Below are 22,446 nucleotides of genomic sequence, written 5' to 3' on the forward strand. Positions count from 1 at the left end.
CTGTTTATGCAAACACACTCTGTCCGTTCTGGGATAATCCTGCAGAAATATTTAAAATTGCAGCAAAATCATTCTGTAATTCATTTGAGCATTTCTCTGCTTCCAGATAAATTTCTTCTGCTTTTTCCGCGTTCTCATCAAACAGTGCCTGCTGCACTTCTTTTCCATATCCATGGAATCTTCTGTGTTTCTCTGCCAGTGCATTCCAGACCGGTGCAATTGCCGGATTTTCCGGATGCATGGAATAGTAAAAATGACCAAAGCCGCATTTTGTATCATCAAATTGTAACGTAAGGACATTCTTCTCAGTTACCATGGTATGTAAAGTCTCAAGCCATGCCCTATGTGCTTCCATTGCTTTTTGTACATAAGCATCAAAAACTGCATTATCCATACGGTAAAATGCATCACGGCTCATTTCTCCTATAACCTTCGCCACATTATCCATACCCGTTTCAACCTGGGTTAATGGTTCTACCGAACCTTTTAAATTTCCATTTATAACGGTCAGCAATTCTGCATCATTGCTGAGATTACCGCACTGGTCTTCAATACAGGACACCTGGGTTTCCAGCACATTCATGGAGCTGCTGATTTCTTCACTGATACCAGCAAGGGAACCAATCGATTCGCTGATGGTTCCAACATTTTTCTTGTTCTCGTCATTAATATTCCATACAGCATTAATCTTCTGATCAATATTGTCAAGAGATGTAATTGCAACATCCACACTCTTAGAACTCTTCTCAGAAGCATCGCGGATTCCTTCTACGAATTCACCCATATTTCCGGTTAACTGTTTGGTTCCCTCTGCCAGCTGACGGATTTCTTCCGCTACAACGGCAAATCCCTTTCCTGCTTCTCCTGCTCTTGCTGCCTCGATTGATGCGTTCAATGCCAGCAGGTTGGTCTGTTCGGAAATTGCATTGATACCTTCAATGACTTCATTCATATGATTGATAACATCCATCAATGCATCCATATTCTTCTTCATTTCTGTGGATTCTGAGATTGCATCTTTGGATAAATCCCGGATAGCTGTCAGTTCTTCCTGGCCATTCTCTATCTTCTTATAAATATCAGTAGTTTTCTCTGATACATCAACAATTGTATTGGTCAGACCCTCATGGGCATTTCTTACTTCCTCTGCAATACTGGATGTTTCTGCTGCTGCATCATGGATTGCCTTTGTTGCTGTATTGACATCCTCTGCTGTCGTTGTCATCTTTACGGTATCATGTCCAACTTTCAGGCCTAAGGCACTCATTGTCATAACTGCCTGCATATCTTCCCCATATACCTGTGCAAGCTGACGTCTGCCAGCGCTCATGCGTTCATACATATTCTGCAGTTCCGGTGAACCTGCAGCATAATTCTCTTCTTTCATCTCACTGATTGACTGAACCAGATTTATAATTTTTTTATTCTTTCCCAATGCCATATATTTCCTCCAATCAATGCACTTTCTGTGCATTACGCTATACTACTAATTTTGTACTGAATCTTACCGATTGTCAACGACATTTTGTGATATTTTTCCAAAAAATTCAACTTTTTTTGCAATTTCTTTATGCAGAAAATATTTTCAAAAACATTACCAATGCCTGATAATCTCTCATATCTGCCAGTTCTCTTGCAGAATGCATGGCAAGCATCGGAATTCCAATATCCGCTCCCTGCATCGGCAGATAGGAAACCACAATCGGTCCAAGGGTCTGTCCACCCGGCATGCCGGAACGGTTTACCTGCACCTGATATGGAATATCTGTCTTTTTACAAAGCTGCATCACCACCGCTGTTGCCTCACTGTCAGAAAGATACCGCTGGCTGGCAGAAGTCTTTACGGTAATTCCTTTTCCCAATATCACATCATTCGTAATATCTGATTTATTTGTGTAATTCGGGTGTACGGCATGAGCTCCGTCTATAGACAAGAGAAAGCCTCCCCGGAGCATATCATTTACCTCTGTTTCTGCCATTCCAAAGGCTGCACCAATCTTCATTATGATATCCTTAAGAAGACTGCTGTCTGCTCCCTGCTTGGAGCGGCTGCCGATTTCCTCATTATCAAATAATCCTGCCACAACCAGTGAATCTCCGGTCGTTTTTTCACACATTGTCTCCAGAATTGCTGCTACCGATGCCAGATTATCGATTCTCGGAGAAGAAAGAAGCTTCTTATCACTTCCTATTAATTCCGGTTCATCCATATTGGTAAGGAATAAATCATAGCTTAAAACCTTATTTGCCTCTGCCCCAAACTGTTCTTTTAAGTAATCCGTGAAAAAATTCTCTGTAACGTCTCCGTCCTGCTCTATTCCAAGCAGTGGAAGCAGTTCTCTTTGCATATCATATTCCTGTTTTCCGCCTGCCTCACGGTTCAGGTGTGGTGCTAATGACGGAATCACTGCTGCCGGTTCCTCACTTCCGAAAAGCTTTACTTCCGGTGCAAATGGATGTTCCGATTCTAATACCACTTTCCCATAAATTCCAAGTGGACGGTCAAACCATGTATTTTTGAGCATACCGCCATATGGCTCCACATTTAACTGCCTGTAATCCTTCGTCTTCACTTCAGGATTCGGTTTTATTTTAAAACATGGAAAATCTGTATGGGCCAGCATCAGGCGGAGTGCCGTCTTTCTGTCCAGCTGTTCCGGAACAGCGAATGCTGCTACCATACCGGAATACGGTCTTACATAGTATTTACCGCCTGCATGAAGCCGCCAGGATTCCTGCAGCTTTAATTCTTCATACCCTGCCTCCTGTAACTGCTTTCCTGTCCATTCTGTTACATGATATGGTGATTTTCCCTTTGACAATAGTTCTGTTATTTTCTGCATGCCATACGCCTTCCTTACATGAATTTGTCTATTACAAGCGCCACTCCGTCTTCATCATTGGAAGTGGTAATATAATCTGCGACCTCTTTTACCTCCGGCTGTGCGTTTGCCATTGCCACACCAAGCCCGGCAAATGCAATCATAGACTTGTCATTAAAGCCATCTCCACAGCAGATCATCTGCTCCTTCTTTTCTCCCAGATATTCTAACAGTTTTCCAAGAGAATAAGCCTTATCAATGGATGGTGGAACAATTTCTAAGAAAAACGGTTCTGAGCGGAAAATGTTTAATTGTTCTCCAAAGGTCTGCCGCATCACATCCTGTGCTTTTGCAATCTTTTCCGGTTCTCCTGTCATCAGGAATTTATTTACCGGATAATCTACATATTCTGCGAAATTATCTACCTCTTCCATCGGCATTCCGTTAATTTTTGCCTCGATACTGCTGTATTCATTCACTCCGTTTCCATGGATGATGGTATTTCCTTTATAAGTAAGCACGCCCACACCCAGTCTGCATGCCTGCTCATACACTGCCGGCACCAGTTCTACCGGTATTGTCTTATTGTATACAATCTCTCCGGTCTCATAATTAATAATCTTTCCACCATTAAATGCCAGTACAAATCCGCCATAGCTCTTCAAATCCAGTTCGTCTGCCAGCTTTACGATGCCCCCGGTAGGACGGCCGGATGCCAGCACTACTTTTTTCCCTTCTTTTTGAATCCGCATCAGTGCGTCTTTCGTCTTTGGTGTAATGACTTTCTTTGAATTGGTTAAGGTGCCATCTAAATCCAGCACGATAATCTCATAGGTTTCGCTCATTTTCGTATTGTTCCTCTCTGCCTTTTTCCCTCGTTTTCCTGTCCCATACATTTTGCCCTTTTTGCTTAACGTGTCATCAAAAACAAGTATTCCCGGGCAGCTTCTTCGTCATTCGGATAATTCTTTGTATAATCCTCCATCTCGCTTTTTGCAGATGCGAAATCTCCGCTCTGTTCATATGCCAGTATCAGATTACGCTGCGCCTCCTGCTTCTGTGAGCCTGCATCTAAATCCAGTGCCATCTTAAGATAGTTTATTGCACTGTCATAATTACCTTTTTCTAATTCCATTCCTCCCAGACAGACCAATGCTGTCGGATTATCCTGATTTTCATCGATATATTCTTTATATAATCCGGCTGCCTTCTCATCTTCGCCTTTCACTTCATAGAGCTGTGCCATATACAAAGAAGCTTCCGTGCTCTTTTTATTAATGGCTGTCGTAAGCTCTGTTTCCGCATTATCATAATCTCCCAGTAATAGATAAATTCTGCCTCTCTGGGCATAGTCCTCCGCTGATTTACCACCTGCTTCAATACCTTTTTTCAGATACTCCTGACCTTCGGTCTGCATTCCTGCGGCATAACACTCCTGGTACAAAGCAATATACATTTCATAGTCACTGCCGGCATACTGTGCTGCCAGATTAAAATTTTCTTTTGCTTTATCCATGTCATTTTCTTTCCGGTACAGTTCTCCTAACAGGAAATATGCCTGGGCATTTTTCTTGTCATAATTGATTAATGCCTGATAGGTCTCAATGGCATCCTCTTTCTTTCCTGCGGCATACTGTGCTGCTGCTTTATAATAACAGGTATCTATTTCTTCTTCTCCCACAACTGCCAGCGACTGGTCCAGTGCATTCTGAAATGCATCAATGGCGCCCTCATAGTCACCCTCCTGCATACAGTTGATGCCTATCTGCCGATATGCATCTTTATTATTCTGTGTCTCATCCTCCTCACAGCCGGCCAACAGTAGTCCTGTGGCAAGTACAACTGCCATATATTTTATTTTCTTCATAATTGCCTCGCTTTCATCCGCTTTAGTATAGCAAATTAAGACTCTTCTTTCAACCTCGCCCCGGCTTGTTTTTCTTCGTTTCCTGTGATACACTGCAAGAAAAATCATGAGTTATTCTCATGCATATGGTTAGGCGATTGCGAAGCGGGACAGAAAGGATTCCGGCAAAAAAATTTTGCGGCATTCCAAGGGAATCTGATTTTCTTTGATGTGAAATGCCAACCGTTCTTAGTGGTTTATTTTTCTTGATTATAAACTATCTTTTCACTTGCTTTGACAGAATCGGGGCACTGTCCATCAAGGGCGGATGCCACATAATGTCTGCAAGGGGCACTGGGAATTTCGGCATACTTTTTCTTTCATCTGGCAACCGGCACAAATTCACATCCATGTTCAATTGTGCCTCGCTGGTACATCCCTGTACCAGCGTTGCCTGCTGCCAGATGAAATTCCGGGTGCCCCTAACAGCCCTTATCAGGCATCCGTACTTTGACGGACAGTGTCCCGATTCTGCTCAAACATGGAAAAGACTGTTTTTATCGTAAAAAGAAAAACGAACCACTTAGAACGGTGGTATTTCATCATCCGAAAAACAGTGTCTTGGAATACCGCAAAACTTCTTTACCGGCAGCTCCTGTCCCCTTTCGCAATCGCCTAACCAGAATCAGATAAGAAAAGAGGTTTTACTATGTCAGAAAACGAAGCAAAAGAAACCATGCAGGACTTTGAAGCAGAGCTTGAGGCTTCCTTCCGGAAAATCAACGAAGGAGACATCTTAACCGGAACCGTTATCTCTGTGGATGAAGACGCCATCACATTGGACTTAAAGTATTATGCCCCGGGAATCATCAAAGCAGATGAAGTCAGCAACGACCCCTCCTTTGTCATTGACGAGCACATTCATCCGGGAGATGTCTTAGAAGCAACGGTCATCCGCCGGGATGATGGAGAAGGCAACATTTTACTTTCCATGAAAGAAGCCAACGAAGTGCTTGCCTGGGATAAGTTAAAAGAGCTGTTGGAAAACGAAACCATTGTTACCGTAAAGGTCAGTGAGGCGGTAAAAGCCGGTGTGGTTGCATACCTTTATGGCATTCGCGGATTTATTCCGGCTTCACAGATTACCACAGCCTATGTAGAAGATACCGAAAGCTATGTTGGCAAAGAATTAGAAGTCCGTGTCATTACTGTCGATGAGGAAGATGACCGTCTGGTGCTCTCCGGTAAATCCGTTGCTCTTGAAAAAGAAGCAGAAGAGAGGAATCACAAGATTGCCATGTTAGTTCCGGGCAGTATTGTAGAAGGAACCGTGGAAAGCCTGATGCCATATGGTGCATTTATCAACCTTGGGGACGGACTTACGGGACTTGTCCACATTTCCCAGATTTGTGAACGCCGTATCAATAAGCCTTCCGAAGTATTAAAGGAAGGACAGCATGTAAAAGCCAAGCTTTTAAATACCAACGATGGCAAAATCAGCTTAAGCATGCGTGCATTGGAAGAAGAAATGGTAGATACTTCTGTAGAAGAAAAAGAAGACTTATCCGCCTACACCTCTGATGAAAGTGCTTCTACCAGCCTTGGCGCACTGTTAAAGGGATTGAAGCTCTAAGTCGTATTTCATAAAACGCAACAAGGGACAGATATTTCTATCTGTCCCTCATTGTTTTTAAAGGTTGGAGAATACTTTTATCAAAATTTAGTCTAATTTCCAAATATCTTTGTTGTACTGCTCAATTGTACGGTCAGATGAGAAGAAGCCGGCTTTGCTGATGTTTGTCAGCATCATTTTTGCCCATGCTTTTCTATCTTCATAATCTGCAAGCATTTCATCTTTCTTTGCACGATAAGATTCGAAATCCGGAAGAGTCATGAACCAGTCTTTGTTGATTAACTCATTGAAAAGTCTCTCTAAGTTCTCTGCATTTCCGATTGCTTTCATTTCATCACTTACGATGAAGTCGATTGCACGTTTGATATCTGCATCATTATCATAATACTTGCGTGATACATAATCAGCTTTTGCGTAATGCTCAATTACTTCGTCAGAAGACTCTCCAAAGATGTAGATGTTATCATCTCCTACTAACTGATGCATTTCTACGTTTGCTCCGTCCATGGTTCCGATTGCTACTGCACCATTTAACATGAACTTCATGTTAGATGTTCCGGATGCCTCTTTAGAAGCTAAGGAAATCTGCTCATGGATATCTGCTGCCGGGATTAATTTCTCAGCTAAAGTAACATTGTAGTTCTCTACCATAACAACCTGTAAGTACGGACTTACTTCCGGGTCATTTGCAATTAACTGCTGTAAGCAGAGAATTAAATGGATAATGTCTTTTGCAATGATGTAAGCCGGAGCTGCCTTTGCACCAAAGATTGCAGTAATCTTTCTTGCCGGTTTCTTTCCTGCTTTGATTTCAAAATATTTGTTAATTACATAGAGTGCATTCATCTGCTGTCTCTTGTACTCATGTAATCTCTTAATCTGAATATCAAATACTGAGTTCTCATCTAAGTCGATGTTCTGTGTTGCCTTTAAGTAGTTCTTAAGAACAACTTTGTTCTCAGTCTTGATTGCAAGTAATTTATCTAATACTGCATCATCATTTACGAACTGTCCTAATTTTTCCAGTTCCATTGCATCTTTCTTGAATCCTGGTCCAATCAGTTCTTCGATTAAGGATGTCAATCCCTTATCACAGTGTAATAACCAACGACGGAATGTGATACCGTTTGTCTTGTTATTGAACTTCTCAGGATAAATCTTGTAGAAGTTATTTAACTCAGAATCTTTTAAGATTTCTGTATGAAGGTATGCAACACCATTTACGCTGAATCCGTAGTGGATATCCATATGAGCCATGTGTACACGTTTTTCATCATCAATGATGTATACAGACTTGTCATCATATTTAGCAACTACACGGTTGTTTAATTCGTAGATGATTGGCATTAACTGTGGAACAACTTTCTCTAAGAAAGAGATTGGCCATTTCTCTAATGCTTCTGCTAAGATGGTGTGATTGGTATATGCACAACACTTGGAAACGATTGCAATAGCCTCGTCCATGCCGATTCCTCTTTCCATTAACAGACGAATCATCTCCGGGATTACCATAGATGGATGGGTATCATTAATCTGGATTACTGCATAATCAGCAAGATCATGTAAGTTACATCCTCTTTCTACTGCCTCATCTAAGATTAACTGTGCAGCGTTGCTTACCATGAAGTACTGCTGGTAAACACGAAGGAGACGTCCCTTGTCATCGCTGTCATCCGGATATAAGAATAATGTCAGGTTTTTCTTGATATCCTCTTTGTCAAAGTCAATTCCATCCCCAACGATGCTCTCATCTACTGTTTCGATATCGAATAAATGAAGCTTGTTGGTTGTGTTTTCATATCCGGTAACATCAATATCATATAATTTTGAAGTTACATTAAATCCACCAAACTGTACCTGATAGCTCTTATCTGTCTTTGTCAGCCAGCTTTCATCCTGAATCCAAGGATTCTTGGTTTCTTTCTGAAGGTTGTTTTCAAATACCTGTTTGAATAATCCGTAATGATAGTTAAGTCCAACTCCATCACCGTTTAATCCTAATGTTGCAATAGAATCAAGGAAGCATGCTGCAAGTCTTCCAAGACCACCGTTACCAAGTGATGGTTCCGGCTCAACCTCTTCAATTGCACAGATGTCTTTGCCATTTGCTGCAAGTACATCTCTCACTTCATCATATACACCTAAATTAATCAGGTTGTTGGAGAGAAGTTTTCCAATTAAGAACTCTGCGGAAATATAATATAATTTTTTCTTTCCGTTGTGGTTTTCTTTCTTCTCAGCCATTGCTTTTGTCATCTCTAATAATGCGAAGTATAATTCTTCATTAGAGCAATCAGCAATTCCCTTGTTATATTTCTTTGTTACGATTTCCTGTAAATTCATTTTTGACCCTCCGTAAAATTTGAATTCAGTTCGTTCTCTTATGTATGCATTATCTAACATTTCTTTTACATTTTCTTGTAATATACCGGTCAAAAGTGGTACAATACTATCATATTTCGGTGATTTTAGAAAAAATCACTTTTTTGTACATTTTGACGAAAGGCGTTTCCCATGAATATTCTCGAATATGAAAATTACCAGGAAAAGAAATCACATGGTTCAGAAAGTTTCCCATATATCACCTATCCCTGTTCAATTCCCTTAGATTTTGAGCGGGTGCCTGCCCACTGGCATGATGAAACGGAAATTATCTACATCAAAAAAGGCTGCGGACTGATTACCGTAGATTTGGAAGAATACCCGGTTCAGGAAGGAAGTATTCTTCTGATTCTTCCGGGACAGGTTCATTCCATTGAACAGTATCTCGATTACAAAATGGAATATATTAATATTATTTTTAAACTGGAAATGCTCCTTGCCAAACAGACAGACATCTGTAACAGCCGCTACTTTACACCGCTTTTAGACGGCACACTGCGGCTTACCACACATTTTACACCGGGTATGCCATTCTATAACGAGGTTGCCGGCTGTATCAATGCTGCGGATGAAGTCTGCAGGACCAATCCCCCGGCCTTCCAGCTTGTAATTAAAGGACAGCTTTTCCTGCTCTTTTCCATTCTGATTTCTAACTGCTGCGAAACAAGTGCCTCCCGCAAGAACCAGAAATCCCTGGAAAAGATGAAACGCATCATTAAATATATTGAGACAAATTATGCCAGTAAAATTTCCATTGAAGAAATGGCAGATGCGCTGGACTTAAGCCAGTCTCATTTTATGAAGTTTTTCAAAAATACCATGGGAACTACTTTTACAGAATATTTAAATGATTACCGGCTGACCATGGCCAGCCGGCTGCTTATTTCGTCTGAAGCTTCTATATTAGACATTGCCGCTGAAGTAGGCTTTGACAACCTCTCTTACTTCAACCGGCTGTTTAAGAAACGCTTTTATGTTACACCCCGTGAGTACCGGAAGCGTTTTGCAGGATAAGTTCTTTTACTTTTTTCATATCCATTGCAGGCAGGTAATAGGTACTGTCCGGCTTTTTGTCATCTTTTGGAGAAATATTCGAATGAATGTAAAAAGTGTCAAGACCTGCCTCTTTGGCCCCGTTGATGTCACAGCGTACATCATTTCCTATCATCAGTGTTTTCTTCACATCCAGATGATACTTTTCTATCAGTTGTTCAAAAAAACGGATGTCCGGTTTCTTGGTTCCATAATCGGATGAAATTAAAATATCGTCAAAATATTTTGTAATATCCAAATAATTCATCTCATATTCCGTAAAGATTCTCTGGGCATTGGATAAAAGATATACCTTTTTACCACATTTTTTCAATGCTTTTAATAATTCTCTTACGCCATCATAAATCCGCACATACTCCATGGTCAGTACCCGGAAGAACTGTCCGGTATGAACGGCCAGCGCATCATCAGCCTTTATCCCCTTCTTCGCATAAAGCTCTTTGAATACTTCTTCAATACGAATCTCCGGAAATGCCTCATGGGCATAGTGTGGTTCCTTTTCCAACTCTCCCTTTAAATCTGTCTCTTTGCTTTGAATCAATGCCAGATAAGATTCCTGTAATTCCTGCGGGTCATATAAAGCTCCATGAAATCCGTAAAACAGACTCAGTTTTTCCCATACCTTGGCATCGTTTTCCTCTGTGTGGATATCTACCAGTGTTCCATACAGATCAAACACATAATTGTCGTACATATTACCTTCCATCTCCTACTTTTATTTAAACATCTTTGTCTTAGCAAAGATTAATGCAACAATGAGACTGCATACCACTGCGATTAATACGATAATAAGAAATCCATACGGACTCTCTGCAAATGGCATTCCCTTTGCAGCCACATTCATGCCATACGCTGAGAATATCATAGTCGGAACAGAAAGTACAGCTGTAATTATGGCAAGCACCTTCATTACCACATTCAGATTGTTGGAAATAACTGATGCAAAAGCATCCATCATTCCACTCAAAATGCCGCTGTAAATATTTGCCATCTCAATTGCCTGCTTGTTTTCAACAATAACATCCTCAAGAAGTTCTTCATCTTCCTGATATTTTTTAATATTGTCATTTTTAAATAATTTTTCCAGTACTACCTCATTGGAGCGGAGTGCTGTCGTAAAGTAAACCAGACTCTTTTCCAATTTCAAAAGTTCAATTAACTCCCGGTTCTGTGTGGACTTGTGCAGCTTGTTTTCCACAATTTCACTCTGGCGGTCAATACTTCTTAAGTACTGTAAGAAAAGAGAGGATGTCCGATACAAAATCTGAAGCACAAAACGGGAACGCATGGCAGGATTAAAATCCCGCACCGTGCCATTAGCAAATGCTTCTAATATTGGAGTCTTCTCAAGGCTTACTGTAATGACTGCTTTTTTTACCACAAAAATAGAAAGTGGAATGGTATCATAAAGTTCCTTATCATTATGGGTTTCAATATTCGGGATATTAACCAATACCATGGTATAATTCTCGTCTGTTTCAATACGCGAGCGCTCGTCCGTATCCAGTGCGGAACGCATGGCATCTGCATCAATTCCATACTGATTTACCATTGCTGCGACTTCTGCCTCTGTTGGATTTACAAGGGATATCCAGCAATCCTCCCCTGGTGATTCAATTTCGGTGATACGGTTCTGTTCACTGCAATAGTACTTAATCATCTTTCCACTTCCTTTCTCTTCATTTCCTGTAAAAAAAAACCCCATCAAAGCCGGAACACTTTGACAAGGGAATCTCGCTTAATCCTTTTTTAGTATATTTCCACCCCCTTTGTTTGTCAACCCTGACTCATGTATTTTCTCATCTGCAGTAATATTTTCTTCTCCATGCGGCTGACCTGTACCTGACTGGTGCCAAGCTTTGCAGCAATCTGGCTTTGCGTGGCATTTTCAAAATAACGCATCTTAATCAGCTGCTGCTCCCTTCCGGATAACTGTTGCAGCAATTCTTCTATCAGAAGCTTATTTTCCAGTTCTTCCTGCGCATTCTTCTTATCCTTTAACCGGTCCAACAGATAGATTTCACTGCCATCCGACTGATAGACGCTCTGGTAAATGGATTCTACTTCTCCATTGGCTTCCACTGCAAGGACAATCTCTTCCTCCGAAAGCCCGGTTTTTTCTGCCAGTTCCTTTAACTCCGGCTCCCTTCCAAGCATGTCTGTCAGTTCCTTTCTTGCATTGCTGATAAGATAGCCTTTTTCTTTCATGCTCCTGCTGACCTTCACCATGCCATCATCCCTTAAGAAGCGGCGTATTTCTCCCATAATCACCGGCACTGCATAAGTGGAAAAGCATACCTCATAACTTACATCAAATTTATCCACTGCCTTCATCAGTCCAATGCATCCGATCTGAAACAGTTCTTCTTTATCATGTCCTCTTCCTAAAAATCTTTGTACCACACTCCAGACCAGCCCCTGATTTCCAAGCACCAGCGTATCTCTTGCCTGCTTATCCCCTTTGTGTGCCCGTTTGATATAAGCAATTGTCTGTTCCATTCTCCACTTAACTTTCCCGCACCAGATTTTTTTTCATTTTTATAACAGTTCCTTCTCCGACCTTTGACCGTACTTCTACTTCATCCATGAAAGCCTCCATAAAAGAAAAGCCCATACCGGACCGCTCCAGCTCCGGCCTTGTTGTAAAAAACGGCTCCTTTGCCCGTTCAATATCAGCAATTCCCTTCCCGCTGTCTTTTACGGTAATATGTACGGTACTTCCGGAAAGACAGCACTGCATCACTACCGTTCCTTCCTTTTCTTCATAACCATGGATAATGGCATTGGTTACCGCCTCCGATACCGCAGTTTTAATATCCTCTAACTCATCCAGTGTGGGATTCATCTGGGCGCAAAATGCTGCTACCGCTACTCTGGCAAATCCTTCATTTACGGATAATGCCTCAAATTCCAGTTTCATCTTATTTCTTCTTCCCATATTTATAGCCTCCATTTTCATACCTACTTCTTCTCCCCTTCTTTCATCTGAACCAGTTTATGCAGACCTGATACCACAAAAATTTTCCGGATCCGCTCATTCATATTCTCTGCCACCACTTTTCCGCCGCTGTAATTCATGTTCCGGCACCTTCCGATTACCACGCCAATCCCTGAGCTGTCCATAAATTCTGTACCGGCAAAATCAAAAACCAGTTTGTTAACCCGGTAAGAATCAATCAGTAAATCTGCCTCTGCCCGCAGCTGTGTGGCGCAATGATGATCCAACTCCTTTGGCACCCGGATGGTAAGACATCCATTTTCTAATTCATACTTAAATTCCATTCTTCTATCCTCCATATACATTACGTAAAAAGAATGTGCCCTGGCACATTCTCGCGCCTGCGGCGGTCGCTTGCGACATCTACCTTATACGCCGCAGTGTGCATCCTCGCGGTGCGTTTTGTAGTTTACAGGAAAGCAATTTCCTGTAAACTACAAAAGACGCCCGGCAATCTGCCTGACGTCTTTTGTAAACTGTTTTTCTTTATTCTGTTACTGTTCTGCATTCTGTAATTCTTCCAGATAGCGGGAAGAATTGGCTGCACGTTCCGTATTCGGATAACCATCAATCACTTTCTGATAGTATTCGATGGCTTTTTCATTCTCGCCCAGATTCCGGTAGGTCTGTGCCAGATAATAAATCGCATTGCCATCCTGATATGTCTCATCCATCTCTACTACCTTTTCAAATCCGGTCTTCGCTTCTTCATAGTTATAATTACTGTATGCCTGATAACTGTCTGCATAAGTCACCTGAAGATACTGGTCATTTACAGTTGCGTTGATATTCTGATAAATTTCCTTTGCGGTATCGGAAAGGTTTTCTTCCTTCACACCGGAAAGTGCATCTCCTGCTGCTGTAATATCTCCCTCCTGGAAGGATTTATATGCTGAAAGCAGCTGGTCATAGCTGTTAATCTTATTGGAAGTCTCCTCGGAATCGCTTTTTGCAGAAGACACCTGCTGGTTCAGGTCATCAATCTGATTTTCCAGATTGGTAATCTGCTGATTCTTCGTGGTTATGGTATCATTTGCCTGAATCACTGATGTATTGGCATCACTCTTTGCCTTCTGTCTTACACTTGGCACTACAAGGAAACAGGTGACTGCAACACCAATTGCCACCCCAAGCAAAATGGTCAGTATCGTGGCAAAACCTGAAGTATCTTTGAATTTTGTCGGCTGGATAATGAGGTCATTTCCACTCTTATAGGAAATAAGGTCATCTTCTTTCTTTTTCTTCTTACTGCTGTTGGCACTGCGCAGCATCTGATTGGTCTCTTTCATGTAACGCAGTGTAATCGTATTGCTGGAATCAATTTTCATAGCTGCCCGCAATGACTTCTTTGCCTGCTCGAATTTATTCTCTTTCATGTACAAAAGAGCCAGCAGCTGATGTCCCTTTACCAGTTTCGGGTTTAAGGACAATACCTTCTTCAACTGGATAATTGCAAGATCTGTACTATTCTGTCTGCAATATAACAATGCCTGATTGTATTTCTTAATGGTCTGATTTACCGTTTCTAACTGTGCCGGATTCTTCTGCACAGCGTCCAGATAACGTCCTGCATCATTATCCTTTGGCTGAAGGCTCTTACTAATCACCCATTCACCCATGGCAGATACCGCCTCACCGGTCTCAAAAAGTACCAGTCCCAGGAGATTTCTTGCCTGAATGTTCGTCTTATCAAACCGAAGACTCTTCTTAAGACTTTCAATCGCTCCGGATAAATCACGGACATTGCTTCGCTCTAATCCCTGATTATAATAATAATTAGAGGTCATCACAATTTTCTTATATACTTTTACGTCAATTCCACAGTTCGGACAACGGTTGTCCCCTGTCAGATCTGCTCCGCAATTATAACATTTCATACTTTACCTCACTTAACGAATTCTACTGTCGTCTTGCTTCTTTCATCATTTCTCTTAAAATGTCTGTCATATCCGTTAAGTCCTGATTGTAAATAGCTTCCTCTGCCTCTTCTACTTCCAGGCTTGGTTTGAATTTCTTTAATTCTTCTTCAAAATCTATCATGCTTCATTTCCTCCTGCTATCTTTTCCAATTCTCCAATCAAATACAGGGAACCCGCACAGAATACCATCTGGTTGTCCTTCCTGTATTCCTTTACATATCTGTATGCCTGTGCACAGTCTTCTATTACTACTGTTTCCCGGTCGTTTGCCATAAATTCATCCTGCAATTTCAATGGGTCTATTCCACGGCTGTCCGGGATGCGGGTCAGCACAATACTATCCCACGAAACTTCCTTGCACAGTACTTTTACTGCTTCTTTATGATTCTTCTCTTCCATCATGGAAAAAAGAAGAACCGGCTTTTCTTCCGCAATCTTCTGCACATTTTTCACAAAGTGGGCTATACCATCTGCATTATGTGCTCCGTCAAAATAGATAAATGGTTCTGCCTGCTGCATTCTGCCCATCCATCTGGTATGTTCCATTGCAGAGATAATCTCTGCTTTTCCAATTCCGGTTTCCACCTGAAGGACAGATAACGCCCGATATGCCAGTGACGCATTCATCATCTGATATTCTGCCGGAAACGGGATTTTCAAATCAACAACATCATACCCATTGGTATAACAAAAATCAATAGTTTTCCCGGTTATTTTATGAATTTTAAGACTTTCTAAAGAAATACAGTAATAAGGTGCTCTTTTTGCCCTTGCAGTCTGCCTTATCACTTCTGCCGCTGTTTCATTACTTCCATCAAAGATAACAGGAACGCCTTCTTTGATAATCCCTGCCTTTTCTCCTGCAATTGCTTCAATGGAATCTCCTAAAATCTGTGTATGTTCGAGACTGATAGATGTAATAATCGTAAGCAACGGTTCCTCAAATACATTCGTTGCATCTAACCTTCCGCCAAGTCCGGTCTCTAAAATAAGATAATGTACTTTCCGCTTCTGAAAAAGATACATGCCCATGGCAAAAAGATATTCAAAAAATGCTGGATGCGGCAGTCCTTCTGCTTCCATCTGCTCTACCACCTTCTGCACTGCCTCAAAGCTTTCTACAAATTCTTCCTGACTGCACTTTTCGCCATTGATTACGAAACGTTCTTCCATGCATACAAGGTGCGGAGAAGTAAAGAGTCCCACTTCACATCCATGTTCCACCAGCACCTGATTGATAAATGCACAGACACTTCCTTTGCCATTGCTTCCTGCCACATGGATGATTTCAAACTGATGCTCTCTGATAGAAAGTCTCTGCAGCATTTCTTTCGTATGCTCTAAACTGTTTTTCTTTGTGAACTTTGGTATTTCATATATATAATTGCAAATCTCTTCATAAGTCATTTTTGTCACCACTTTTCTAAGTATAATATAGTGGAAAATTTTTTCAAGAGGTTATCCTGTTTCCATAAAAAGTTTTCGCCGCAGAAACTGCGGCGAATCGACAATACCTGTCTTTTAACTTTTGTAACTATTTCATCTGAGCCAGACGCTCCTGTACGGTAGCCATCATCTGCTCATATTTTGCAAGCTTATCTTTCTCTTCCTGAATCTTTGCAGCAGGTGCCTTGCTTACAAACTTCTCATTATTTAACATGCCGTGGGAGCGGGCAAGTTCTTTCTTAAGACGCTCTTCTTCTTTCAAAAGACGCTCTTTTTCTTTTTCCATATCTACCAAGTCTTCCAACGGCATGTATACAACAGCTCCCGGAATAACTACGGATACTGCATCTTCTCCGATGCCTGCCTTATCGGACTGGACATCAATCTCGCTGGCACTGATAAGATTCTGGTATGTTTTCTTCATGCTCTCGAAGGTCTCACAAAGTGCTTTGTCTTCAGATACGATAAATACCTTTGCCTTTCTGGATGGTGGAACATCCATCTCTGTTCTTAAGTTACGGATGCCTTTTACCAGCTCTTTTACATGAGCAAGCATCTCTTCTTCTGCCGAGAAATTCCACTCTTCTTTGTAAACCGGCCAGTCAGCCAGCATAATGGTCTCTTCCTGCGGATTTAAGGTACAGTAGATTTCTTCTGTGATAAATGGCATATATGGATGTAATAATTTTAATGCCTGTCCTAATACAGTACGAAGTGTCCAGAGTGCACTGTTGGCAGCCCTGGCATCCTCGTCTTTCTTATAAGTACGAACTTTGGCAATCTCGATATACCAGTCACAGAATTCATCCCAGATAAAGTCATATACTTTCTGTACTGCAATACCAAGTTCGAATTTATCCATATTTTCTGTTACTTCTTTGGTCAATGTATTAACTGCTGAAAGAATCCATTTATCTTCCGGTGCCAGGTCAGAAATTGCAGGCTTTGTTACTTCCATACCCTCTAAGTTCATCATAATGAAACGGGATGCATTCCACACTTTATTGGCAAAGTTACGGGATGCTTCTACACGCTCCCAGTAGAAACGCATATCATTTCCCGGTGCATTTCCGGTAATCAGTGTCAGTCTCAAGGCATCTGCACCATATTTATCAATAACCTCTAACGGGTCAATTCCATTTCCAAGAGATTTACTCATCTTACGGCCCTGGGAATCACGAACCAGTCCATGGAATAATACAGTATGGAATGGTGCTTTGCCCATCTGCTCATATCCTGAGAAAATCATACGGATTACCCAGAAGAAAATAATATCGTATCCGGTTACTAATACATCATTCGGATAGAAATAATCTAAGTCTTCTGTTTTCTCCGGCCAGCCTAAGGTTGAGAATGGCCATAATGCAGAAGAGAACCAGGTATCCAGAGTATCCGGATCCTGTGTCATATGGGTGCAGCCGCACTTCGGACATTTCTCCGGTGCATTCTTAGATACTACCATTTCTCCGCATTCATCACAGTAATATGCAGGAATACGATGTCCCCACCAGAGCTGTCTGGAAATACACCAGTCACGGATATTATCCGTCCAGTTAAAGTAGGTTTTCTCCATACGTTTTGGAAGGAGCTTGATATCTCCATTCTTTACACCTTCTACTGCCGGTTTGATTAAATCATCCATTTTTACAAACCACTGCTGTTTAATCATTGGCTCTACGGTTGTGCCACAGCGGTCATGGGTTCCTACGTTATGGGAATGCGGAACAACTTTTACCAAAAGTCCTTCCTTCTCTAAATCCTCTACCAGTGCTTTCCGGCATTCGTATCTGTCCATGCCCGCATATTTGCCGGCTTTGCTGTTCATGGTTGCATCATCATTGATAACAACGATTTCTTCCAGATTATGACGTTTTCCAACTTCAAAGTCGTTCGGGTCATGAGCCGGTGTAATCTTTACACATCCGGTTCCAAATTCTTTATCTACATAGGAGTCTGCAATAACCGGAATCTCACGGTCTGTCATCGGAAGCTTTAACATTTTTCCGATAATATCCTGATAACGTTCATCATCCGGATTTACTGCTACTGCAGTATCACCAAATAAAGTCTCCGGACGGGTGGTTGCGATTTCTACGAATCTTCCCGCTTCTCCTACTACCGGATAATTGATATGCCAGAAGAAGCCATCCTGTTCTTCATGTTCTACCTCGGCATCGGAAATAGATGTCTTGCAGACAGGACACCAGTTTACAATACGGGAGCCTTTATAAATAAGACCTTTTTCATATAATTTTATAAATACTTCAAGAACTGCATCAGAGCATCCTTTATCCATGGTAAAACGTTCTCTACTCCAGTCCGCGGAAGAACCCATTTTCTTTAACTGGTTGATGATGCGGCTGCCATACTCATCCTTCCACTCCCAGCATTTTTCTAAGAAGCCTTCTCTTCCGAGGTCATTCTTGTCAATTCCCTGCTTCTTTAAGGAATCAATAACCTTTACCTCTGTTGCAATGGCTGCATGGTCTGTTCCCGGCTGCCATAATGCATTATATCCCTGCATTCTCTTGTAACGGATTAATATATCCTGCATGGTATTATCCAATGCATGTCCCATATGAAGCTGTCCGGTAATATTTGGCGGCGGCATTACAATGGTAAACGGTTTCTTGCTGCGGTCAGCCTGTGCATGGAAATATCCATTGTTTTCCCATTTCTTATAAAGTCGGTCTTCAATCCCTTTTGGGTCGTAGGTTTTTGCAAGTTCTTTGCTCATAATTGTTCTCCTTTTTTTAAATTGGACGTTTCGTAATTTGTAAAAGTGCTATCTTTATTAGTGGACATTTCAGTCATCTGAAAGGTATAGGACTTTTGATAGGAAATACTGATGTTCTAAAGGCACATGTTTTTCTTTTTGCTATAAAGGCTGTCTTTCCAATATTTGACAAGCCAGCTTCACTGTTCGCCAATATGCGGATGCTATTTTAGTTTCCTATAAGCTGTCTACAAGCACTGTCCCGCATCCGCCTCTGTCGGACAGTACCGCCGTCCTGTCAAAGTAACGGAAAGACAGCCTGCAAGCAAGAAAAACATGTACCTTAGAGCAGCTAGTATTTCCTGTCAGATAAAGTCCTACATCTTTCAGATAACTGAAATGCCTCAAATAAATATTCTATCTTCCACAAATACTATACTCATGCAGAAAAAAGCCCTCCCTATCCAGCTGGATAAGAAGGGCGAATCAGCGCGGTACCACCTTCGTTATGCATAGTATCTATGCATATCTCTTCTCCGTAACGTGGAGTGTCGGGAAAACTTATGCCTTGTTGAAATTTTTTATATGATTCCGGTTACAGGCTTTCTAGGTCTTCCGGTTCGAAAGCTACCTTCCATCTGTCGTATTCAGACAACCTTTCAGCCGATGAGCCGTCCTCTCTTAGAACCGTACCGATGTACTCCTCTTTCTCATTACCTTTATCTCTAGGCATTATATTAAATTTGCCAGGCACTTTTGTCAAGGGTGAGTTTTATAAAGTATACTTTTCCAACAACTCTTTTGCCCACTCTTCACTTATCTGTAACTCTTCCTGCAATAACGCCAAAATCTCTTCCTCTGATTTTCCGAATTTGCGACCAAGTCTTATGATTTCCTGTGTCTGACCTTCTCTTCTGATTCTCGCTTCTCGCTCAAAACTCTTCATATATGCAAGACCTACCTCTCCATCCCGCTTTACTGCAGTTACCATCCGATGAAGCTTTTTCAGGCTTTCGGTGGAAGCATTCTCTATGGACGAATGCTCCATGTAATGCAGCAGCTGCTTTAATTCTTCCGGTGGGTTTCCTTCTTTTCCTCTTGTATACAAGAATATGGTCTTTGCACCATCCTCATACTCTAATTCCGGCACTTCTACACAGCTATTCTTAATGGTATATACCATTCGGTTCTCACTAAAAGGGTCATAGGTTGTGATAAAAATCACAATTACATTTCGAAGCTTTCCATATTCTTCGCCTGCCGGCAAATTTCCTGCATCGATCTTTGCATGATAAAAACGTGCTCTACGGGGAAGTGCTGCGAGATCTCCCTTTCCGTCATTCTGGTCCGGCTCAATATCAAAAATTTCTCCATTCTCTTCATCCAGATATACGTCCAGCCGGATACCATGGGCTTCTGTATTTTCTCCACCGAAGAATCGTTGCGGCACCACTGTAAGCTTTCCAATCGGACGGTGCAGAATGCATTCCAAAATATACCTTGCTGACTGTTCCCCATAAACTTTGTGGCTGGTCAGGCTGTTTACCAGAAAGTCATCCACCAGATTCAGTTCTTCTAAAGTTTTCATTTTTCCTCCTTTTCCCATAGCACATAGAAAAGCAGGATTGCATACACTATTTCTTCCTCTGATGTTCCGTCCATTCAATGCACTATGCGTTTGTTAATTGTAATTAGAATTTGAAAGCATAGAATTCATTGAATTGTTACCAGAAATTTAGATTGGCTTTTGCCATTCGAAAAATAGAATATATGCTTTGTGCTGATTGTAACAAATAAAAAGGGAGAATACAAGCAGAATTTTTATTCTTCAAATTCTCTTCAAAATTCTTTATAATTCCTTTCGAAATGCCATAAAAATCCATTCTCATTGCCTGTATCCTATGTTATAATAAACAAAAACGAGAAAAATTTATACTGTAATGACAAAGGGAGAGTTTTTATGTCTATGCTAAATTTAAAAGAACTGGATTCTATGCATTTAAGCGTTCTAGCTGAAATTGGCAACATCGGTTCCGGTAATGCTGCTACTGCACTGGCAGGTCTCTTAAATACACCGGTAGATATTGAAGTGCCAAATATCTGCCTGATGGATTATACCAAAGTTGCAGATTATCTTGGTGGGGCAGATAAAACTGCTATTGGTATGACTGTAAATGTAAAAGGTGATATGAATGGTGTTATGCTTCAGATTGTGGAGAAAGAATTTACCAGCCGGCTTATCAACACCTTTTATGAAAAAAATGTCGATTCCATTGATTCACTGAATGATATGGATTTATCCGTATTGCGCGAAATGGCAAACATCACAACTGCTGCTTATGTAAATTCTATTGCAAAAATGACAAATACCTTTATTGATATTGAACCACCGCAGAACCATCTTGGTACCATTGGTGAAATTCTGGCTGTCCCGGAAAAAGAATTTACAAAACTGGATTATCAGGTTCTCTTTATTGATGAACGGTTAAGTTTTGCCCATACCCAGATTAAAAGTGCCATGATTCTGATTCTTGAAATAGACTCTATGAAAGTGCTTTTTGAAGGACTTGGTATCGATTTATAACATTGTAAAAGACAAAAAAGGACGTTCCCGTCTGGAATAATTTCCATTCAGGAACGTTCTTTTTCTCTACTCTTCTTCTTTGTCCTCATCTGCAATTGCCGCTGCTGCCCCGGATACTGCGGCTACTACCGCTATTACAGCTACAATTATTACAAATAATATTAAAATTCCAAGGAAAATCAGAAGTCCACCCTCTGTCATCTTATTACCTCCTCCTTGTGCCAGATATCTATAGTATACTACGATTCTGTATTATCGTCTATAAATTCTATCATGTGACGGATATCCTGCATCTCGCAGTCCATTTCTGTAATTACATCTGCAACATGCTTTAATTTATCTGCTATTTCTTCTGAATTATTAATATGTTTCTTATAGCGAAGCTTGTGCTCAAGACTCGCCCAGAAATCCATGGCAATGGTTCGGAGCTGCACCTCCACTTTCATATGGCGCTTCTCGTTCGATAAAAATATCGGCACATCCACAATCAGATGCAGACTACGGTATCCGTTATCCTTCGGATGTGCAATATAATCTTTCTTCTCTACCAAAATGATATCATCCTGCTGCAGCAGCAAATCTGCCATAGTATAAATATCTTCCTGAAAAGAACAGATGACACGCACTCCCGCAATATCAAACATATTCTCCTCAATTGCTTTCATGGAAAATCCAATATTCTTCCGTTTGATTTTTTCAATAATACTTGCCGGTTTCTTCAGTCTTGTTTTTATGGACTCAATCGGATTCCTGTTATATTGTGTGGAAAACTGCTCATTTAATACCTTAAACTTTGTTTCCACTTCCATCATGGCACACCGGTAATACATCATCAAATCCCCAAAGGGTTTCATCTCACTTAAAAAATCCTCCGGATGTGCCTCGTCTTTTATTCTGCTAAAATCTAATGGATTCATCTTTTACTTTCCTCATAAGTTTATTTTTCTTACTTTTCTATCATATCAGAAAATACCCGAAACAACTATTAATTTTTTCTAAAGTTATCGCAGCGCTCACCAAAGTCTAGCAGAAAAGAAGTTCGCTCAA

Annotated in this window: 20 protein-coding genes; 3 read left to right on the forward strand and 17 right to left on the reverse strand. The window is 41.0% G+C overall.

Features of this window, described 5'->3' with window-relative positions; genetic code table 11:
* Positions 1–4 precede the first annotated feature (4 nt).
* From OCV43_RS01835 to OCV43_RS01850, 4 genes are all read right to left on the reverse strand, one after another.
* Positions 5–1,441: a methyl-accepting chemotaxis protein gene (locus OCV43_RS01835; protein WP_262623264.1), complete on the reverse strand. Its 1,437-nt coding sequence runs from the start codon at positions 1,439–1,441 to the stop codon at positions 5–7.
* Between the two features lie 127 nt (positions 1,442–1,568).
* Complete coding sequence (locus tag OCV43_RS01840) at positions 1,569–2,843, reverse strand: M18 family aminopeptidase (protein WP_262623265.1); 1,275 nt, start codon at positions 2,841–2,843, stop codon at positions 1,569–1,571.
* A gap of 14 nt (positions 2,844–2,857) precedes the next feature.
* On the reverse strand, positions 2,858–3,667 hold the full coding sequence (locus OCV43_RS01845; protein ID WP_262623266.1) for a Cof-type HAD-IIB family hydrolase: 810 nt from the start codon (positions 3,665–3,667) through the stop codon (positions 2,858–2,860).
* 65 nt (positions 3,668–3,732) lie between these two features.
* On the reverse strand, positions 3,733–4,689 hold the full coding sequence (locus tag OCV43_RS01850; protein ID WP_227710220.1) for a tetratricopeptide repeat protein: 957 nt from the start codon (positions 4,687–4,689) through the stop codon (positions 3,733–3,735).
* A 688-nt stretch (positions 4,690–5,377) separates the two neighbouring features.
* Here OCV43_RS01850 and OCV43_RS01855 point away from each other — a divergent pair.
* Positions 5,378–6,301, forward strand: coding sequence for a 30S ribosomal protein S1 (locus OCV43_RS01855; RefSeq protein WP_117697476.1), 924 nt, complete (start codon positions 5,378–5,380; stop codon positions 6,299–6,301).
* Between the two features lie 87 nt (positions 6,302–6,388).
* On the opposite strand, the gene OCV43_RS01860 is transcribed toward OCV43_RS01855, so the two are convergent.
* Positions 6,389–8,644: a glycogen/starch/alpha-glucan phosphorylase gene (locus OCV43_RS01860; RefSeq protein WP_022244419.1), complete on the reverse strand. Its 2,256-nt coding sequence runs from the start codon at positions 8,642–8,644 to the stop codon at positions 6,389–6,391.
* Positions 8,645–8,815: 171 nt separating this feature from the next.
* On the opposite strand from OCV43_RS01860, the gene OCV43_RS01865 reads away from it, so the two are divergent.
* Entirely contained in the window at positions 8,816–9,697 is an 882-nt protein-coding gene (locus OCV43_RS01865) for an AraC family transcriptional regulator (protein WP_117946466.1), read from the forward strand.
* Here OCV43_RS01865 and OCV43_RS01870 read toward each other — a convergent pair.
* The 10 genes from OCV43_RS01870 to OCV43_RS01915 form a co-directional block, all read right to left on the reverse strand.
* A complete protein-coding gene (locus OCV43_RS01870; protein ID WP_242986066.1) occupies positions 9,660–10,430 on the reverse strand; it encodes an HAD family hydrolase in 771 nt (256 codons plus the stop codon). The two genes, OCV43_RS01865 and OCV43_RS01870, sit on opposite strands and share 38 nt — an antisense overlap.
* Positions 10,431–10,451: 21 nt before the next feature.
* Positions 10,452–11,396 carry a magnesium transporter CorA family protein gene (locus tag OCV43_RS01875; protein ID WP_022244422.1) on the reverse strand — a complete coding sequence of 315 codons (945 nt, stop codon included), beginning with the start codon at positions 11,394–11,396 and terminating at the stop codon, positions 10,452–10,454.
* Between the two features lie 116 nt (positions 11,397–11,512).
* Complete coding sequence (locus OCV43_RS01880; protein WP_118056454.1) at positions 11,513–12,235, reverse strand: SigF/SigG family RNA polymerase sporulation sigma factor; 723 nt, start codon at positions 12,233–12,235, stop codon at positions 11,513–11,515.
* 7 nt (positions 12,236–12,242) lie between these two features.
* On the reverse strand, positions 12,243–12,674 hold the full coding sequence (gene spoIIAB, locus OCV43_RS01885; protein ID WP_118056711.1) for an anti-sigma F factor: 432 nt from the start codon (positions 12,672–12,674) through the stop codon (positions 12,243–12,245).
* Between the two features lie 23 nt (positions 12,675–12,697).
* Positions 12,698–13,018, reverse strand: a complete 321-nt coding sequence (locus tag OCV43_RS01890; protein ID WP_022244425.1) for an STAS domain-containing protein — start codon at positions 13,016–13,018, stop codon at positions 12,698–12,700.
* 210 nt (positions 13,019–13,228) lie between these two features.
* Positions 13,229–14,611 (reverse strand): tetratricopeptide repeat protein, encoded by a 1,383-nt coding sequence (locus OCV43_RS01895; protein WP_262623267.1) that lies wholly within the window; start codon positions 14,609–14,611, stop codon positions 13,229–13,231.
* Between the two features lie 22 nt (positions 14,612–14,633).
* The gene (locus tag OCV43_RS01900; protein ID WP_022244427.1) at positions 14,634–14,774 is read right to left on the reverse strand and encodes a hypothetical protein; all 141 of its coding nucleotides are present in this window, start codon (positions 14,772–14,774) and stop codon (positions 14,634–14,636) included.
* Positions 14,771–16,060, reverse strand: coding sequence for a bifunctional folylpolyglutamate synthase/dihydrofolate synthase (locus OCV43_RS01905; protein ID WP_022244428.1), 1,290 nt, complete (start codon positions 16,058–16,060; stop codon positions 14,771–14,773). The genes OCV43_RS01900 and OCV43_RS01905 overlap by 4 nt, the downstream gene beginning before the upstream one ends.
* Positions 16,061–16,187: 127 nt before the next feature.
* Positions 16,188–18,836: a valine--tRNA ligase gene (locus OCV43_RS01910; protein WP_262623268.1), complete on the reverse strand. Its 2,649-nt coding sequence runs from the start codon at positions 18,834–18,836 to the stop codon at positions 16,188–16,190.
* A gap of 751 nt (positions 18,837–19,587) precedes the next feature.
* On the reverse strand, positions 19,588–20,403 hold the full coding sequence (locus tag OCV43_RS01915) for an Rpn family recombination-promoting nuclease/putative transposase (protein ID WP_262623269.1): 816 nt from the start codon (positions 20,401–20,403) through the stop codon (positions 19,588–19,590).
* A 372-nt stretch (positions 20,404–20,775) separates the two neighbouring features.
* Between OCV43_RS01915 and OCV43_RS01920 the strand changes: the two genes are divergently transcribed.
* Positions 20,776–21,399, forward strand: a complete 624-nt coding sequence (locus OCV43_RS01920) for a chemotaxis protein CheC (RefSeq protein ID WP_262623270.1) — start codon at positions 20,776–20,778, stop codon at positions 21,397–21,399.
* Positions 21,400–21,465: 66 nt separating this feature from the next.
* On the opposite strand, the gene OCV43_RS01925 is transcribed toward OCV43_RS01920, so the two are convergent.
* Together OCV43_RS01925 and OCV43_RS01930 are read right to left on the reverse strand one after the other, a co-directional pair.
* Positions 21,466–21,600 carry a hypothetical protein gene (locus OCV43_RS01925; RefSeq protein WP_022244432.1) on the reverse strand — a complete coding sequence of 45 codons (135 nt, stop codon included), beginning with the start codon at positions 21,598–21,600 and terminating at the stop codon, positions 21,466–21,468.
* A 38-nt stretch (positions 21,601–21,638) separates the two neighbouring features.
* Positions 21,639–22,316 (reverse strand): GTP pyrophosphokinase, encoded by a 678-nt coding sequence (locus OCV43_RS01930; RefSeq protein ID WP_117840515.1) that lies wholly within the window; start codon positions 22,314–22,316, stop codon positions 21,639–21,641.
* Positions 22,317–22,446 lie beyond the last annotated feature (130 nt).

The organism is Roseburia amylophila, assembly GCF_025567465.1.
In the GTDB taxonomy this organism is placed as follows: Bacteria; Bacillota; Clostridia; order Lachnospirales; family Lachnospiraceae; genus Roseburia_C; species Roseburia_C amylophila.